This is a genomic window from Pedobacter aquatilis (assembly GCF_032678425.1).
Lineage (GTDB): Bacteria > Bacteroidota > Bacteroidia > Sphingobacteriales > Sphingobacteriaceae > Pedobacter > Pedobacter aquatilis_B.
In genome coordinates this window covers 183,801-202,179 of the sequence record NZ_JAVTSG010000003.1, presented here as the reverse complement: position 1 = coordinate 202,179, position 18,379 = coordinate 183,801, and the positions used below count along the sequence as shown (strand labels likewise).

General features: G+C 36.0%; 16 protein-coding genes and 1 other RNA gene. 13 read left to right on the top strand and 4 right to left on the bottom strand.

Features of this window, described 5'->3' with window-relative positions:
- Positions 1–99: 99 nt before the first annotated feature.
- The gene (locus R2Q16_RS10805) at positions 100–1,413 is read right to left on the bottom strand and encodes an aspartate kinase (protein ID WP_316737004.1); all 1,314 of its coding nucleotides are present in this window, start codon (positions 1,411–1,413) and stop codon (positions 100–102) included.
- A 261-nt stretch (positions 1,414–1,674) separates the two neighbouring features.
- Here R2Q16_RS10805 and R2Q16_RS10800 point away from each other — a divergent pair, with 261 nt between their 5' ends.
- The 11 genes from R2Q16_RS10800 to R2Q16_RS10750 all read left to right on the top strand — a co-directional run bounded on the left by R2Q16_RS10800 (position 1,675) and on the right by R2Q16_RS10750 (position 11,439).
- Complete coding sequence (locus R2Q16_RS10800; protein ID WP_316737003.1) at positions 1,675–3,411, top strand: phospho-sugar mutase; 1,737 nt, start codon at positions 1,675–1,677, stop codon at positions 3,409–3,411.
- 304 nt (positions 3,412–3,715) lie between these two features.
- The gene (locus R2Q16_RS10795) at positions 3,716–4,000 is read left to right on the top strand and encodes a hypothetical protein (protein WP_316737002.1); all 285 of its coding nucleotides are present in this window, start codon (positions 3,716–3,718) and stop codon (positions 3,998–4,000) included.
- Between the two features lie 236 nt (positions 4,001–4,236).
- Positions 4,237–5,007: an MbnP family protein gene (locus R2Q16_RS10790; protein ID WP_316737001.1), complete on the top strand. Its 771-nt coding sequence runs from the start codon at positions 4,237–4,239 to the stop codon at positions 5,005–5,007.
- A 1-nt stretch (position 5,008) separates the two neighbouring features.
- Positions 5,009–6,046 carry a cytochrome-c peroxidase gene (locus tag R2Q16_RS10785; protein WP_316736999.1) on the top strand — a complete coding sequence of 346 codons (1,038 nt, stop codon included), beginning with the start codon at positions 5,009–5,011 and terminating at the stop codon, positions 6,044–6,046.
- A complete protein-coding gene (locus R2Q16_RS10780; RefSeq protein WP_316736998.1) occupies positions 6,036–6,986 on the top strand; it encodes a hypothetical protein in 951 nt (316 codons plus the stop codon). The genes R2Q16_RS10785 and R2Q16_RS10780 overlap by 11 nt, the downstream gene beginning before the upstream one ends.
- A 3-nt stretch (positions 6,987–6,989) precedes the next feature.
- On the top strand, positions 6,990–7,445 hold the full coding sequence (locus R2Q16_RS10775; protein WP_316736997.1) for a hypothetical protein: 456 nt from the start codon (positions 6,990–6,992) through the stop codon (positions 7,443–7,445).
- A 4-nt stretch (positions 7,446–7,449) separates the two neighbouring features.
- A complete protein-coding gene (locus R2Q16_RS10770) occupies positions 7,450–7,707 on the top strand; it encodes a YHS domain-containing protein (RefSeq protein WP_316736996.1) in 258 nt (85 codons plus the stop codon).
- A gap of 163 nt (positions 7,708–7,870) precedes the next feature.
- Positions 7,871–8,521: an SCO family protein gene (locus tag R2Q16_RS10765; protein ID WP_316736995.1), complete on the top strand. Its 651-nt coding sequence runs from the start codon at positions 7,871–7,873 to the stop codon at positions 8,519–8,521.
- Positions 8,522–8,676: 155 nt separating this feature from the next.
- Complete coding sequence (locus R2Q16_RS10760; protein ID WP_316736993.1) at positions 8,677–9,099, top strand: cytochrome c; 423 nt, start codon at positions 8,677–8,679, stop codon at positions 9,097–9,099.
- 39 nt (positions 9,100–9,138) lie between these two features.
- An RNA gene (gene rnpB / locus R2Q16_RS10755) (RNase P RNA component class A) lies at positions 9,139–9,518 on the top strand.
- A gap of 514 nt (positions 9,519–10,032) precedes the next feature.
- On the top strand, positions 10,033–11,439 hold the full coding sequence (locus R2Q16_RS10750; protein ID WP_316736991.1) for a sigma-54 dependent transcriptional regulator: 1,407 nt from the start codon (positions 10,033–10,035) through the stop codon (positions 11,437–11,439).
- 137 nt (positions 11,440–11,576) lie between these two features.
- On the opposite strand, the gene R2Q16_RS10745 is transcribed toward R2Q16_RS10750, so the two are convergent.
- Both R2Q16_RS10745 and R2Q16_RS10740 read right to left on the bottom strand, forming a co-directional pair.
- Positions 11,577–13,367: a chloride channel protein gene (locus R2Q16_RS10745; protein WP_316736989.1), complete on the bottom strand. Its 1,791-nt coding sequence runs from the start codon at positions 13,365–13,367 to the stop codon at positions 11,577–11,579.
- Positions 13,368–13,445: 78 nt separating this feature from the next.
- A complete protein-coding gene (locus R2Q16_RS10740; protein WP_316736988.1) occupies positions 13,446–14,168 on the bottom strand; it encodes an RluA family pseudouridine synthase in 723 nt (240 codons plus the stop codon).
- A 249-nt stretch (positions 14,169–14,417) separates the two neighbouring features.
- Between R2Q16_RS10740 and topA the strand changes: the two genes are divergently transcribed.
- Together topA and R2Q16_RS10730 are read left to right on the top strand one after the other, a co-directional pair.
- Entirely contained in the window at positions 14,418–16,982 is a 2,565-nt protein-coding gene (topA, locus tag R2Q16_RS10735; protein ID WP_316736987.1) for a type I DNA topoisomerase, read from the top strand.
- A gap of 206 nt (positions 16,983–17,188) precedes the next feature.
- The gene (locus tag R2Q16_RS10730; protein ID WP_316736986.1) at positions 17,189–17,593 is read left to right on the top strand and encodes a hypothetical protein; all 405 of its coding nucleotides are present in this window, start codon (positions 17,189–17,191) and stop codon (positions 17,591–17,593) included.
- 113 nt (positions 17,594–17,706) lie between these two features.
- Here the strand turns inward: R2Q16_RS10730 and R2Q16_RS10725 are convergent, their stop codons facing one another.
- Entirely contained in the window at positions 17,707–18,129 is a 423-nt protein-coding gene (locus R2Q16_RS10725; RefSeq protein WP_316736984.1) for a nuclear transport factor 2 family protein, read from the bottom strand.
- Positions 18,130–18,379 lie beyond the last annotated feature (250 nt).

Genomic DNA, 18,379 nt, shown 5'->3' with positions numbered 1-18,379 from the left:
AATTCCTACAAAAGATATAAAAACCAATTATTACCATCAAGCTTTTTGGCATTTCATTTCCTTATTGGCTTGATGGTGATAATCGGCGCTCTTTATCTTCTATTCGAATAATCTATTGTGCAGGCTTCTTAAAGCTTCTGTCTTATCTCCGCTTAAAATTAGTAGAGATACATTGTAATTACTTCCTCCATAAGAAATCATACGGATTGGAATGTGTTTCAAACCATCTAAAACCCTACTGGCAAAACCATTCTTCTCTGAACCGAAATCGCCCACTACACAAACAATACTGTGGTTTGTTTCAACTTCAACGGTTCCAAAACTTTCTAATTCCTCAACAATTTTCGAAAGATTTCCAGTTTCATCAATGGTTAACGAAACCGCAACTTCTGAAGTGGTAATCATATCGATTGGGGTTTTATAACGCTCAAAAACCTCAAAAACGCGACGTAAGAAACCATAAGCCAATAACATTCGGCTCGATTGGATACGAATTGCCGTAATGCCATCTTTTGCAGCAATTGATTTGATTTTACCCTTTTCACTATCGTGGGTAATTAAAGTTCCAGCCGCACTTGGCTCCATCGTGTTTAACAAACGAACCGGAATCTTATATTTCTGTGCCGGAAAAACCGACTGCGGATGCAAAATTTTCGCTCCAAAATAAGCCAACTCGGCAGCTTCATCAAAAGATAGTTGCGCAATTGGTTTAGTGCCTTTAACCACACGAGGGTCATTATTGTGCATTCCATCAATATCTGTCCAGATTTGAACTTCTTCTGCTAAAATTGCAGCACCTAACAAGGATGCGGTATAATCACTTCCACCGCGGCGTAAATTATCTACTTCGCCAAAACTATTCCGACAGATAAAACCTTGAGTAATAAATAACTTATTACCTTTATGCTCTTCTAAAAGTGGAGTTAAATGCTTTGTTGTAAATGGAATATCTGGCTCGTTATCTTCATCCATTTTCATAAAATCTAAAGCAGGCAATAGAACAGATTCTACGCCGATTGATTTTAAATAAATATGGTATAAAGTTGTAGATAATAATTCGCCTTGCGCTAAAACTACTTTTTCTTCAACTGGAGTAAAAATATCATTGGTTAAAACCGCTAAAAAGCTGAAATGGTAATCAATTACCTCATTCCCCATCTCCTGAAAATCAGCAGCAGGCAAAAGCTCAACCACAAAATCCTTATATTTTGAATACAAATTCTCTACGCACTCGCTTCCCTTCTTCTTATCTCCAGCTAAAAAATAATTAGAAATTTCTACCAAGCTATTTGTTGTACCAGACACTGCTGATAAAACGACAATCTGCTCTTCATTTGGATTAATGATATCCAACAACTTCGTCATGCGCTCGGGACTACCAACTGAAGTACCCCCAAATTTTAAAATCTTCATGTAATTAATTATTGTTTTTAGCTGTAATAAAAAGAACACAAAATTAATTGTGCCTACCATACCATAAAAAAGAGAAACAGCTTATTTTAATAATGGAATTTCTTTATTATTGTATCGGGGCGTGAAAATAAGCAAAACAAGCTTAAAAGCAACACCATCAACGAAATAAAATTTGGAAAAGTTTAATTTATTTTGATTACAACCAAACTTCCGAGTAGATATTTTTGTTCAACACCAGATATTAAATTAAAATAAAGCTCAATGCAAGGAATTGACCAATCAACACAAGCTACCATTAACCAATGGTTAGGTGGCAATTACGATGAAAAAACCAAGGCAGAAATACAAGCCCTTGTCGACCAAAATGCAACAACAGAACTTACCGATTCATTTTACAAAAGTTTAGAATTTGGTACTGGTGGATTGCGTGGAATTATGGGTGCAGGTTCAAATAGAATCAATAAATACACCATTGGCACTGCAACGCAAGGCTTAGCCAATTATTTAAACAATAAATATCCAGGCGAAAAAATCAGTGTAGCTATTGCTCACGATAGCAGAAATAATTCTGATTATTTTGCAAAAATTACGGCTGATGTATTTTCTGCTAACGGAATTCATGTTTATTTCTTCGAAGCACTAAGACCAACGCCAGAATTATCGTTTGCCGTTCGTCATTTCAACTGTAAAAGTGGCGTAATGTTAACGGCATCGCATAACCCGAAAGAATATAACGGTTACAAGGCTTACGGTGCTGATGGTGGTCAGTTTACATCACCAGATGATAAATTGGTTATCGATGAGGTAAATAAAATCCAAAGCATTGATGAAGTAAAGTTTGATAGAGTTGATGCCAACGTTGAGTTAATTGGCGAAGCTGTAGATAAATTGTATTTAGATGGAATTACAGCGCTTTCGATTTCGCCTGATGCGATTAAAAGACAGCACGATTTAAAAATTGTGTTCTCTCCTATCCATGGAACTGGAATTACTTTGGTGCCAAAAGCTTTAGCCCAATTCGGTTTTACCAATGTAACCGTTGTTGAAGAGCAAAGTAAACCTGATGGTAATTTTCCAACGGTGGTTTATCCAAATCCAGAGGAAAAAGATGCCTTAACTTTAGCGATGAATAAGGCTAAAGAAATTGATGCAGATTTAGTTTTAGCAACCGATCCTGATGCTGACCGTGTTGGTATTGCGGTTAAAGATAATGATGGCGAATGGGTATTGCTAAATGGAAACCAAACCGGAAGCTTGTTAATTAATTACATTGTTTCGGCATGGGAAGAAAAAGGTAAGTTAACGGGTAAGGAATATGTGGTTTCTACAATCGTAACCACGAGTTTAATCAAAGCAATTTGTGATGCTAAAAAAGTAGAATACTTTAATACGTTAACTGGCTTTAAATGGATTGGTCAGATTATTACACAACTTCAAGGCGAAAAAACTTTTATTGCGGGTGGTGAAGAAAGTTACGGTTATTTAATCGGCGATTTAGTTCGTGATAAAGATGCCGTTGTTTCTGCAGCTTTCATTTCTGAAATGACCGCTTATTACAAAGATAAAGGCGCAAGTTTATACAATGCTTTATTAGACATGTACGTTGAATATGGCTTATATAAAGAAGATTTAGTTTCGCTTACAAAGAAAGGTAAAACTGGAGCTGAGGAAATTAAGGCGATGATGGAGAAATTCAGAAATAATCCACCTGCTTCACTTGGAGGTTCTAAAGTTGCTGTATTAAAAGATTATGAATTAAGTCAGGAAACGGATTTATCAACTGGTAAGGTTACAAAATTAGATTATCCTGCTTCTGATGTTTTGCAATTCATTACTGAAGATGGTAGTATCGTTTCTGCTCGTCCGAGTGGTACTGAACCTAAAATAAAATTTTACTGCAGCGTAAATGCACCACTTGCTGACAAAGCAGATTTTGATAAAGTGAATGGTGAGTTGGGCGATAAAATTAAAGCGGTAATGTCCGACCTGCAGGCTTAAGCTCTTATTTAATAATTTAATATATGCCTGATGATTAATTCATCAGGCATTTTATTTATCCGTCAGTTGAAACTGACGGCAATGAATGGCATAGCTTTTAAATACAACTTTTGTCGCTGAGGTGAATTATTGCCGTTGACTTCAGTCAACGGTCAACAGATTTCCATTTTAAATTTGCCATCCCCAATTTCGTTTGTACATTTGCAGCGAGATACAAATGTTAAAGCGAGCCCTAATATTTCTTTTAGTAATCTGTACAATTTCAAATTGCTACATGCAATTGATTGTGTATTCAGGTTACAAAATGAATAAGGAATACATTACTTCTGTATTTTGTATTAATAAAGCACATCCAGAATTACATTGCGATGGACAATGTTTCCTAGCTAAAAAGCTTAAAGATTTGGATGGAAAGAATAAACAAACACAAGATAATTTAAAAAGAGTGATAGAAGCTGAACCTGAATTTCAGGTTTTAGTCGTTAATCCCGCTCTTCCATATTTCATCATCAAATCAGAAAGCGGTTATCTAGAAAAACCAATCAAAGACCTTTCGATTTCTATTTTTCATCCCCCAAAATTAGTTTAAGTAAATTTATTTTTTCCTTTTTCGTCTTTGCGAGGCACGAAGCAATCTTTATGAACTAAGTATTATTAGATGAAATTGCTTTAGCCTTTGAATTATAATTTTTGTAACGACGAAAACGATTAAAAACCTGTCAATCTACTTTCTGCTTTAACGATAAATTCTACTATTCTGTTAGGGATTCTTCATTGCATTCAGAATGACAGAAGACTATAAATTCACATATTCAATTTTCAAAAATGAAATTACCACAATACTTATTGGCATTGTTGTGCCCGATTATACTTTTATCATCCTGCAAAAAAGATACAGATGTAATTGCTGCCGATACAAAATCGAGCTTTACTTTAGAGTTTGAGCATCAGGTTAATGGTGCTGCTTTAGCCCTAAATACAACCACTTACAAAAATGCTAAAGGCGATGATTACAAAATTAATGTATTTAAATATTACGTAAGCAATGTTAAGTTAAGCAAAGCTGATGGAACAACTTACCTAATCCCGGAGAGTTATTTTTTGGTAGATGAGTCTAAACCTGTATCAAAATTAATCACTGTAAATGATGTTCCGACAGGAGATTACACGAAAATTGAATATACAATTGGTGTAGATTATGCCCGAAACTTTGCAGGCGCACAAACAGGTGCATTAGACCCGGTAAATGGTATGTTCTGGACCTGGAATAGCGGCTATATCTTTGTAAAATTAGAAGGAACTTCTCCACAATCTACAGCAGTAAACAACGCCTTAACCTTTCACATTGGTGGCGTTTTAGACCCGAACAATACCATCAGAACCTATTCTACGGAAATTAATACTGCAAATCCGCTCAGGATTAGAACTGACTCCAAACCTGATATGCATTTTATCGTAAATGCTGCATCCTTATTTACAGGTACAATCGATGTAAGTTTCGCAAACTTAAATTTCACCATGGGTGGCGCTAATTCGGTTATTGTAGCGAACAATTATGCGAAAGGTTTATTTCGTTTAGACCACATCCACAATTAATATGTGGAGGAAATTATTTGTCTTCGCAATGCTTTTTTTAAGCATTGCGTTGATGTATGCTTGCAGTAAAAATGATGGAGAAATATCACCAGAAGAAAAGAAAATTACTTTTTCCATTCCATCAAATTTTCCAGCTCCAACATACAATTTCGAAGAAAATAAATTAACAAATGCAGGCTTTGCTTTAGGGAAAAAACTGTTTTATGATGCCCGATTATCTGCCGACAAAAGCGTTTCGTGCGGTAGCTGCCATCAGCAATTTGCAGCTTTTGCTAATCTCGATCATAAGGTAAGTCATGGTGTAGATAATTGCCAGGGAAAGCGAAATGCGCCTCCCCTTTTTAATTTGGTTTGGCAAAAAGCTTTCTTTTGGGATGGTGGAGTAAAAAACATCGAAACTTCTCCATTGAATGCCTTTACTGACGCTTGTGAAATGAAAACGGATATCGAAACCGTTGTATCTTTTCTAAAAAACACAGCACCTTATCCAGAAATGTTTAAACAGGCTTTTGGTTCAACTGAAATCAATTCGCAAACTGTTTTAAAGTCCATTACTCAATTCATGGGCGTGCTGGTTTCGGGTAATTCTAAATATGATAAAGTGATGCGCAAAGAAAGTGGCTATACTTTTACTGCTGATGAACAAATTGGCTATAATCTATTTAAAGAAAAATGTACTTCATGCCATGCAGAACCATTTTTTACAGATTTTTCTTACCGAAGTAACGGATTAGATGTGGTGAGTGCTGACGAAGGACGTTCGCACATTACAGGCACACAAAGTGATTTTGGGAAGTTTCGTGTACCAAGCCTACGCAATATAGAATTTACTGGCCCTTATATGCACGATGGTCGTTTTTATAGTTTAGATGAAGTTTTAGAACATTACAATTCTGGCGTAAAACCAGCCGAACATTTAGATTCATCATTAAAAAACGGAATTCAGTTAAACAGCTCGGAAAGAGCACAAATCAAAGCATTTTTAAAAACATTAACAGACAATGAGTTTATCAAAAATACATTATATAGTGAATCGTAAAGTTCTCATAATTGCCATTTTATTAATCAGCAGTAATGTTTTTGCTTGCGATATTTGCGGCTGCTTTATGGGTATTACGCCTTACTTCAACCGAAATAGCATCAGCGTTTTGTACCGCTATCGCTCATTTAATGGTTACAACGGCCAATCGCATTCGCTTTTCCCAAATGGTGGTAAGTTTTTTATTCCAGCCAGAAGCCAAAATTCGCCAATTACAGGTCATGCTGGCAATCCAGACGATTATGAATTATACCGTTCTATGGAAATTAGAGGGAAATACTTCATCAACAGTAAATTAGAAATTAACGCAATTTTGCCTTATGTTTCGAATAGCGAACGCTACAATGGCTATACTTCAACCGTAGGTGGTGTTGGAGATGTAAATTTTTATGCCGGCTACCATGTAGTTCAAAAATTAGAAGATAATTTTAGGCAACAGCTTATTGCAGGTGCAGGGGTTAAACTTCCGACAGGTAAAAATGATTTCAAAAATACGGCAGGCATTCGCTATTCATCCTTACAACAAGCTGGAACTGGCAGTACTGATGGATTTATCTACCTAAATTATATGGTTGGACTTGGCAAATTCGGTGCAAGCTTAAACACTTCTTATAAAGTAAATGGAACGAATAACCGCGATGAAGGAATTGCAAACAGCACGACCAGTTTTCTTAACATTTTCTACACGCAACGAATCGGCAAAGATGTGCAGGTTATGCCATCCGCACAATTTTTCTATGAATATTCTGGTGGAGAAAAGTATAGTGGAGTAAAAACTGGCGAACATGTAATGAATAATTTAATGGGTGGTATTGGTGCAGATATTTTTTACAAAAACATTGCGCTGAATATGGGCGTACAAAAAAACATCTGGGAAGCGAAAACCGACCATCCCATGAGTGCAGGTAAGGTTTACGTTGGCATAACATATAATTTTTAAAAAATGGAAAAGAAAATAACATTAATTTTTAGCGTGATGATTCTTCTTTTAAGCGCTTGTAAAACCGAACCTGATTCGGAAGCCATCAAAAAAGAGGTTTTAAACATACATGATAAGCTGATGATTGATGGCGAAAAGGTTATCAGAAACCGAATGAAATTAGACACAATTTTAGTCGCAGAGCGAACAAAATCATCTCCGGATACTGCCAAAATAAGCATGTTGGTTAATAAATTAAACAGGGCTGATGAAAATATGATGGATTGGATGCATTCATTTAAGGATGATTTCAAAGGCAAAAATGAGCAGGAAAATATCAGCTATTACAAATCGCAAATGATTAAAATCAGAGAAGTTGAGGATAACTACATCCAGGCGACCAAAGAGTCAGATTCTGTTCTGAAAACATACAATATTAATTCAGCTGAAAAGATGGAAAACGCTAACCATAAACATTAATAAAATGAAAAAATTAAGCTTAGGAATAATCCTATTCGGATTAACATTAATCAGTTTAAAATCAAATGCAATTCTTAAAATCGATAACGAAAAAGCTTCGATTGATACCCTACAGAAAAAAGTAATTGACCCGGTTTGTAAAATGAAAATTAAGCCTAATGGCGCAAAAACATCGGTTCACAACAAGACGACGTATTATTTTTGCTCTGAAGGTTGCAAACAGAAATTTATGGCGGAGCCAACAAAGTACGTTAAGAAGTAAAACAACTAATTGCGCCATTCTGGTTCGAAAACTCGTCATTGCGAGGTACGAAGCAATCCCAAAGAAAAATTTGAATATTGATTTATCTCAGCATGACGAAAACCACATTAATTAATTGCCATCTGCAAAACAGAGGCGTATATTTACACTTTAATAAAATATTATGAATAAAATTATTTTATCCGTAGCGATTTGCCTGCTATCGATTACCATACTTCCATCTTGTCAACAAGATAAAAAACTACCAATTTACGGTGAGCGCCACGCAGAAACCATTAAGGATGCAGCGGGTGTGGAAAAAATAGATACCGTTTATCAGACCATTCCAGATTGGGCGTTTTTAAATCAGGATAGTGTTTTAACCACAAACAAAGTTACTGAGGGCAAAATTTACGTAACTGATTTTTTCTTTACATCGTGTACAACCATTTGCCCAACCATGCATCGTAATTTGATGACGGTTTACAACGATTTCAAGTCAAATCCTGATATCCTGTTTATTTCGCATACCATTGATTTTAAATATGACAAGCCATCAGTTTTGAAAAAATACGCAGCAAAATTAGGGGTTGATGATAAAAAATGGCAGTTCCTTTACGGCAGTAAAGACAGCGTTTACACTTTAGCCGAGAAGAACTATTTAGTAGCCGTTGGCGAAGACAGCACAGCAAAAGATGGTTACATTCACCAAGGTTATCTGGTTTTAGTTGATAAAGACAAAAGAATTCGCGGTGCTTACGATGGTACTAAAGAAGACCAGGTTGAGCAATTAAAAAAGGATATTCCAGTTTTATTAGCGGAGTATAAAAAATAATTTGTTTTGCCACGGAAACACAGAAAAAAGGAATCTTATTTCCATATAAATTTGTGCTTTCGTGGCAAAACAATTAAACAAATTTTTATAGCTAAAAAATAAATCTTGATTCCATGTAAATCCGTGTTTCCGTGGCAAAATTTAACAAAACATCAATGCGTAAATTTATCATCAATTCTATTGCCCTGTTTTCCATTATTGCGATAATTGTTTCCTGCCAAAATCAAGAAACCATTGATTTGCAAAACTACATGTCAAACGGCAAAGATATTTACAAGGCCAAATGCCAAAACTGCCATGGCGAAAATGGTGAAGGTTTAGGTCAGCTTGCGCCGCCGTTAACCGATACCGTTTTCTTAAAAACTAATAAAACGAAATTAGCCTGCATCATTAAAAACGGAACAAGCGAAAAAATTGTAATTAATGGAAAAGAATATCAGGAGAAAATGCCAGGTTTCCCTGAATTGGCAGATATTGATGTGGCTCAAGTAATGGTTTACGTTACAAATTCCTTTGGTAACAACCAAGGTTTTGTGCCCTATTCGAAAGTTTCTACGCAGTTGCAGAATTGCAAATAATATCGTGTTATCTGCCTAAAAAAGCGCATCTTTGCGCAAAATGCAGGTTGTTCTATCGCTGTTTCGAGTAAAATCGAGAGAGAGGAAAGTCCGGGCAACATAGGGCATCTCGCTTTCTAACGGAAAGGGATTTAGGAATGAAAACCTGAATTACGGATTAGTGCAACAGAAAATATACCACCCAGCGCAAGTTGGGAAAGGGTGAAAACGTGCGGTAAGAGCGCACGAGCATTACAGGCGACTGTAGTGGTTTGTAAACCCCGAGCGTTGAAAGACCAAATAGGCTAACGCATGTAGGGCTGCCCGTCCGATGTTAGTGGGTAGGTCGTTAGAGGTAAATGGCAACATTTACAGTGGATTAATGATAGAAATTCTGAGCAATCAGAAAACAGAACCCGGCTTATAGACCTGCATTTTTTTTATTTTTGCCACTGAAACACGGAAAGAATATTTTTTGCTAAAACTTCACTGTCATTTAAAATAATTGTATCTATTGCATCTTTGTCATTTCGACCGTAGCGGAGAAATGACGGATTAGTTTACTGGCAGCTTCCAAATGATGTTTCATGTACAAAATTGTGTTCAATAAACCTGATTAAACGGAAATACTTTTTGTTTGCAGCACCCTCAATACATGATCATCTGCAAGCGATGAAAAGGATTCGGGATGTTACAGAATAACAGATGTACAAAAAGATTGTAGTGAAAGCAGGGCTGAAAATTCTATGGAAAGCTGTTATTTGTTTTCCAAATAATTTTAAAATCTCCATCTATTAGAAAAAGATATACAAAATCTCAACACCTAATTTTTCATTTTAAAAAATAAAACCTTTTTTACGATTTCTCGTTTATAGCCTAAATCATTGTATAAAAAACTATACATTAATTAAAAAATAATATATTCGTAACTGAATAACGACTAAACAAAATTGAATGGCCAAATTATTAATTATTGATGATGAGCGGGCGATAAGGAGCACCTTACGCGAAATTTTAGAGTACGAAAATTACGATGTTGAAGACATTGATAACGGCATCGATGGGCTTGAAATGATAAAGAAAGGCAATTACGACCTCGTACTTTGCGATATCAAGATGAATAAGATGGATGGCATGGAAGTGCTGGAACAAGCGCAAGCCATTAATCCAGACTTACCTTTCATTATGATTTCTGGTCACGGGACGGTTGAAACCGCCATCGAAGCCAGCAAAAAAGGTGCTTTTGATTTTATCTCTAAACCGCCTGATTTAAATCGTTTATTAATTACTGTTCGTAATGGCCTAGACCGTGGTACTTTAGTTACCGAAACCAAGGTTTTAAAGCGTAAAGTAAGCAAAACAAGAGAAATTTTAGGCGAATCGGATAGCATTTCTAAAATAAAGGAAACAATTGAACGTGTTGCCCCTACTGAAGCTCGCGTATTAATTACAGGCGCAAATGGTAGTGGTAAAGAACTGGTAGCCCGTTGGTTACACGAAAAATCTAATCGTGCTGATAGTCCGCTAATTGAAGTTAACTGCGCTGCAATTCCATCAGAATTAATTGAAAGTGAATTATTCGGTCACGAGAAAGGTTCATTTACATCGGCTGTAAAACAACGCATTGGTAAATTCGAGTTGGCTAATGGCGGAACTTTATTTTTAGATGAAATTGGCGATATGAGCCTTTCTGCGCAAGCAAAAGTGCTTCGTGCTTTGCAAGAACATAAAATATCTCGTGTTGGTGGCGAAAAAGAAATTGATGTTAATGTTCGTGTTTTGGCGGCAACCAATAAAGATTTACTGAAAGAAATCGAAGATGGCAATTTCCGTATGGATTTGTACCACCGATTAAACGTAATTAATATCCATGTGCCACATTTAACGGAGCGTACAGATGATATTCCTGTTATTGCACAAAACTTCTTAGATAGTATTTGCAGTGATTACGGAATGCCTGTTAAGAAGATTAATGATGGCGGAATGGCTGCTTTGCAAGCTTTACCCTGGACGGGTAACGTGCGAGAGCTACACAATATGATTGAGCGTTTAATTATTTTGAGTGATAAAGTAATTACTGAAAATGATGTTCGTGCTTTCGCAAACCCTGGTGGAGGAACAAACATTGGGGCAGCTACAAGTACACAAATTGCGAATGCCTCAAGCGGTTCAGGCATGTCTTCATCTTTCGATAGTTTTAATAACTTTCAGGATTATAAAGACCATGCTGAAAAAGAATTTATCAAATTTAAGCTGGAGAAAAACAACTGGAATGTTTCAAAAACTGCTGATGAAATCGACATTCAAAGAAGTCATTTATACAGTAAGATTGAAAAATTTGGTTTGAAAAGAGCTGAATAACGTTATTTAAGATAAAAAAGGTATATTGAGTGTACTCAATATACCTTTTCCTTTTATACAAACTTGTCACGTTGAGCTTGTCGAAACGCAATCTCTAAATTTCTTCGACAAGCTCAGACTGACAATAGTCAAAAGGGTTACCCCATATAATCATTTTGTCGCATCAATAGTGCTCTATATTTATTAAAAATAGCGGTTTTAGAAACAAAACCCTTGTAACGATTCGCTTCATCAACAACCGGTAAGAGCCAAACATTATCTTGTTCCATTTTTTGTAATACAAGTTTCAAATCATCATTTTCCTTGATGGTATTTGGTGCATCGTGAACTAAGTTAGAAGCGGTGAGTTCATCTTTTTGAGTGTTACTTACCATTTCACTAAACAATTCTTCGATGTAAATGATACCTTTAAAATCGCCAAGTTCATCGGTTACGGCACAAATATTTTTATGCGACTGAACAATTTCATTCATTTTCAACGAAATTAAATCGCTCATGTTCAACTGAGGATAGGTTTTCTCTATCAAATACCGCAACTTCATTTGATTTAAAACTGTGGTGTCTTTATCCTCGTGAGACAATAATTCGCCTTTATCGGCTAACACTTTTGTATATATAGAATGTTTTTGAGCGCTACGGTTAATGGCATAAGAAATGGCAGTGGTAATCATCAGCGGAACCATTAAAATATAACCCCCGGTAATTTCAGCAATCAGGAAAATTCCCGTTAGTGGCGCATGCATAATCGAACCTAAAGCAGCGGCCATTCCTGCTACAATAAAGTTTGAAACATTTAAATGTGCCAAGCCTAAAATATTTACGGTGTAGGCAAATATGAAACCTATCAAACCGCCCATAATTAAACTCGGTGCAAAAGTACCACCATTACCGCCAGCGCCCAAAGTAATTAGGGTTGCCAACGATTTCATAAAAATAGTAACGACCGTAAACAATACTACAAGTGCGGGAATGTTATTGTAACTTTCAAAAATGCTATTGTTAATTACAGCAAGATAATCGCCCCTTAATAAATTTTTCATGGTGATGTAACCTTCACCATAAAGTGTAGGAAACAGAAACACTAAAAAGCCGAGCATTAGACCACCCACAATAACTTTTGTGTAGGGATGTTTGATTTTGTAGAACAATCCCTTAACGGCATAATTTGCCTTTGTGAAATAGATGGAGAACAAACCGATTAATCCAGCCAGAAGCACGTAAAACAACAAGGCGTTAATTTGCCATCCCTCGGTTACCAGAAAAAATAATTGTTGGGTATAAAATAATCTGGCTACTACCGCTGCCGTTGCGGCAGAAAGCAATAAAGGAATAAATGCTGGAATTGTAAATTCAGGTAAAAGAATTTCGATTGCGAAAACAATACCAGCCACCGGACTATTAAAAGCCCCGGCAATACCCGCGGCTGCACCACAGGCCACAAGCATGGTAATTTCCCGATAGGATAAACCTAAAAATCGCCCCAAATTTGAACCAATAGCCGAACCACTTGTTACTATGGGCGCTTCCAAACCTGTTGAACCACCAAAACCAACGGTTATGGCAGCGGTAATAATCTGCGAATAAATATTATGCGGTTCAACCTTACTTGATTTTTTTGAAATAGCATACAGCAAAGGCGTTAAACCAGTTTCAAATTTACTTTTCCTGATGAAATATTTAATGTATAAAACTGTAAGGAAAATACCAATCATTGGGAAAATAAAATACAGGTAATATTTGTACTTCCAATGCCAATCTGATTGCAGAAATTCTTCGATATGATGTGTTAAACTTTTTAAGGCAGCAGCAGCCAAACCAGCTAAAACACCAACGATTACAGCAAGTATAACTAAGAAATTACGGTTTGATATTTTTGATTTTCGGTATTGATTAATCTTATCAAGGTAATTTACAAAGCGGATATACATTCTATTGGGATTTAATAGAGAGCGAATGTGCCAAATGTAGCTAAAAGTATGCGCCGAGGCAATATTTAACTCAATTATTTAGGCATCAAACTTATCTAAAAGCTTAATTAAGGTTGCGTAATCTTTTGGATATGGCGCATCGATTACAATATCTTTATCATCCAGTCCTTTAAAAACTAAATGTCTGGCGTGTAAGGCAAAACGTTTCATAATTGGTTGTTCTTCTTCACCTTTGGTTAATTTATATCCACGTTTAATGGAAGAAAGAAAAACTAGTTTGCCCTTATACATATCATCGCCAACAATTGCTGCCCTTTGCGTAGCCAGGTGAATACGAATTTGGTGCATTCTACCTGTAATCGGCTTACACTCTACCAAAGTGTAATGTTTATAATATTTTAAAGAATTGAAAATGGTTTCTGCTCTTTTACCTTCTGCCCTATCAATGGTTACATTTTTGTTTCCATCATTTAAAATTGGCAAATCAACAGTTAGGTCATCAAAAATTACATGCCCATCTACCACAGCATGATAAGTTTTATTTACTTTTCTGCGTTCAAATTGCATCGAAACATGGCGATAGCCTTCAGGATTTTTAGCAATAATTAAAGCACCAGAAGTTTCCTTATCTAAGCGGTGACAAACCTGTGCATCATCGCTGTATTGTTTAGCTAAACGCAACACATTCGTTTCACCAGAACCACCACGCTCATCGAGAGAAGCTAAAAATGGTGGTTTATTAATTACGATGAAATCGTTGTCTTCGAAAAGAATAAGGTCTTTAAAATTAGGGTACTTCAAGCTTTGCTGTTATTAATGAGATGCAAAAGTACAGATTTTATTTTCAATGCATTATTAAGTGCAGCGTAATTCCATTTTAAACGACAATATTATAAGTTAAATACAAAGGATTTCTTAGATATTTTTTTGACGGAAAGGAGTTAAAAAGTTGTTTTTACAACCAAAAATTCAAAAATAATTTGTATAAAATTAGATGTATGTTTGGATTTATAGCTTAATTATAGCTTTATTTGCACAAAAACGTATTTCATGGCCAAAAATTTATTAATCGTCGAATCTCCAGCAAAAGCTAAAACCATAGAAGGCTATTTAGGTAAAGATTTTCTTGTAAAATCAAGCTATGGCCATATTCGGGATTTAGCCAAAGGCGATATGGCAATTGATATCGATAACGATTTTGCCCAGAAATATGAGGTTCCGGCTGATAAAAAGGCCTTGGTAGCCGAACTTAAAAAACTTGCAAAGGATGCCGAAATGGTTTGGCTAGCATCCGATGAAGACCGCGAAGGAGAAGCCATTTCTTGGCATTTATTTGAAACTTTAGGTTTGAAACAGGAAAAAACTAAACGCATTGTTTTCCATGAAATTACCAAACCAGCTATTTTAAAAGCCATTGATAGTCCGCGAAGCATTGACTACAATTTAGTAAATGCGCAACAAGCTCGCCGTGTTTTAGATAGATTGGTTGGTTTCGAACTTTCTCCTGTTTTGTGGAAAAAAGTAAAACCATCGCTTTCCGCTGGCCGCGTGCAATCTGTAGCGGTACGTTTAATTGTTGATAGAGAAAGAGAAGTTCAACATTTTAATGCAACCGCTGCTTATAAAGTAACAGCTCAATTCTCTACCGGAAAAGGCAAAGAAATTGTAAAAGCAGAATTGCCACAGCGTTTCGAAAGCGAAGCTGATGCTGAAAAATTCTTACAAGATTGCGCAACAGCAAAATTCGACATTACTAGTTTAGAAACTAAACCAGCAAAACGTAATCCAGCTGCCCCTTTTACCACCTCAACCTTACAACAAGAAGCCTCGAGGAAATTAGGTTTTTCGGTTGCGAGAACCATGCAAGTTGCTCAACGTTTGTACGAAGCCGGAAAGATTACTTACATGAGAACGGATTCGGTAAATTTATCGGATACAGCTCTAGCTGCTGCAGAACAGGAAATTAAATCAGCTTATGGTAATCAATATCATCAACCAAGAAAATATAAAACCAAATCAGCTGGTGCGCAAGAAGCTCACGAAGCCATCCGCCCTACTTATTTCGATAGGCATAGCGTTGATGGAGACATCTCAGAAAAACGTTTATACGATTTAATCTGGAAACGCTCCATCGCATCGCAAATGAGCGAAGCTTTATTTGAAAAAACGACTGCCCAAATCACAGCATCGACTCGAAAAGAACATTTAGTTGCCGAAGGCGAGGTTTTAAAATTCGATGGTTTCTTAAAGGTTTATTTAGAATCAACGGATGATGAAGAAACGGATGAAAAAGAAGGTGGTTCAATTTTACCTCCATTAGCAAAAGGGCAAGAACTTTTTTTAAAAGAAATGCAGGCAACGGAACGCTATTCTCGTCCGCCAGCAAGATATACAGAGGCCAGCTTAGTTAAGAAATTAGAAGAATTAGGCATCGGCAGACCATCAACTTATGCACCAACAATCTCTACGGTTCAAAACCGTGGTTATGTGGTTAAAGAAGATAGAGATGGTAAACAAAGAAACTTTACGGCGATAGTTTTAGCTGATGGCAAAGTTTCTAAAAATACAAAATCGGAAATTACCGGTGCTGAAAAATCTAAGCTCTTCCCTACTGATATTGGTGAAGTGGTGAACGATTTCTTAGTCGAACATTTTAAAGGAATTGTAGATTTTAACTTTACGGCAAGCGTAGAGAAAGAATTTGATGAGATTGCACAAGGTTTACAAGAATGGACTAAAATGTTGCATTCGTTCTACAACCCTTTTCATTTAGAGGTTGAAAACACTTTAGAAACTGCAGAACGTGCGACTGGTGAACGTTTATTAGGTTTGGACCCTGCAAGCGGTAAGAACGTTTATACAAAGGTTGGTAAATTTGGTCCTTTGGTTCAAATTGGCGAATTGGATGAAGAAGAAAAACCGCGTTACGCCAGCTTAATGCGCAACCAGTCGGTAGCGACTATTACATTAGATGATGCACTTGAATTGTTTAAACTTCCGTTTTCATTACCCGATTTTGATGGTAAAGAAGTAATGGTTGGCGTGGGTCGTTTTGGTCCTTATGTAAAATGGGGTGAGGCTTTTATATCGCTTCCTAAAAACGAAGAGCCTTTAGCGGTTACTTACGAAAGAGCAGTAGAAATTATTAAACAAAAAATGGATGATGATGCACCTATTGCGCATTATCAAGGTTTAGGCGTAACCAAAGGCAAAGGTCGTTTTGGTCCGTTCATTAAGTGGAACGATTTGTTTATCAATATTCCGGCTAAGGGTTACGATTTCGATAATTTATCACAGGAAGATATTGAAACTTTAATCGGCAAAAAAGTAGAAAAAGAAGCTAACCGATACATTAAAACATGGGAAGCAGAAAAAATCTCTATCGAAAATGGACGTTGGGGACCATTTATCCGCTTCGGTAAATTAATGTTGAAATTGCGTAATAATGAAGCAACCAAACAAAAATATACGGCAGAAGAATTGGTTGATATCGATTTGGAAGTTGTGAAGAAAATGATTGTGGAACAAGTTCCAAACGCGTTCGAAACCAAGAAAAAAGCACCGGCGAAAAAGAAAGCTCCAGCGGCTAAAAAGGTTGTAGCGAAGAAAAAATAGACCAGGATTTAAGGATTTTAGGATTACTATAATAATGGGGATGATTCTGAAATTTAACGCTTTAAGGCGATCATCATTGCGAGGCACGAAGCAATCTCCTTGTTAAAACAATATCGAAGACGGAAAATAAAAATGTCAAAATTAGTTTGTTGAAATTCCTTAGCATTTTTGTTTCGACAGACTCAACATGACAAAACGATTAAATTATGAAAGCCGATTTACCAGAAAATACAGTTGAAGATATCGCAATGGCGGTTGTATTAATGAGCGAAACACCTGAAGTAAAAAACTGGACCGTTTACATCATCAATTTAAAAAACGAACCGATAACAAATGTTTTAATTAGCTCGAAAGGTTATGGCGAAAAGGATGGTAAACAAGTTAAAACTTCTGTATTACGTCATTTTATTGGTGATATGACCGCAAATGATTTTAAAGGCGTAGAAGCAATCGACCCTGAAGTTTTTGGTTTAACGAATGAGTATTGGTTAAGCTATTATATTGGTTCAACCATTTACGATAAGAAATTTATCTTCCTACCTGAAAGTATTGTCGATACAAATCTTATTAAAATCCCATTGGTTAACAGACCTGGGGTGATGATAAAATAGGTTGTACGTTGTAAGTTATAGGTTTTGAAAAATGTAAAACCTATCGCTTAAAATGCACGATTTTAATTAAACCGTCTCCAACACGTAAAACGTACTACTTAAAACCTATAACCTTAAGGTAGCTTAACAGATTGCCTGCCAAGCAATTTCCATCCAGACTCTTCTTTACTCCATACTTGTAAAATATACAACTTTAAGCTTCCAGGAACGTTTTTATCGTTAGTTTTTGCACTTAAATCATGTCTAACCAAAGCCGTTTTATTGTAAACAACAATTGTTTGATTGGTTATGTTAATTTCAACAAAGTCAGAATTTCCCGATAATAATGTGTGAATAAATTGCTGTTTATTCTCAACATTTCCTTTTGAATGACCGTAACTTAAACTGCTCGCAGTTATTTTATCCAGAGCTACACTATCTGGATTGAGCAGTAATTCAGTTAACTTATTTACAGCTTTTTCTACATCCTCATGCTGAGCAAAAGAAAAAGTCGAAATCAATAAGAAACTAGCTAAAACAAAAATTTTCTTTATCATATCTGGTCGAATTGGGTTGATGTTGTAAACTTATTTAAATGATTGTTAAGGAACAAATGAAAACTTGGAAACCTTGCTATATGCTACCGTCATTGCGAGGCACGAAGCAATCTATTTATATGAAAGATTGCTTCGTGCCTCGCAATGACTAAAACAGATAACAGTAAGATTCCTCACAACATCTTAATTTTCAACATAATTTATTTTAACGAGAATTTTAGTTTATTTTGAATCACATCTAATTAAGATT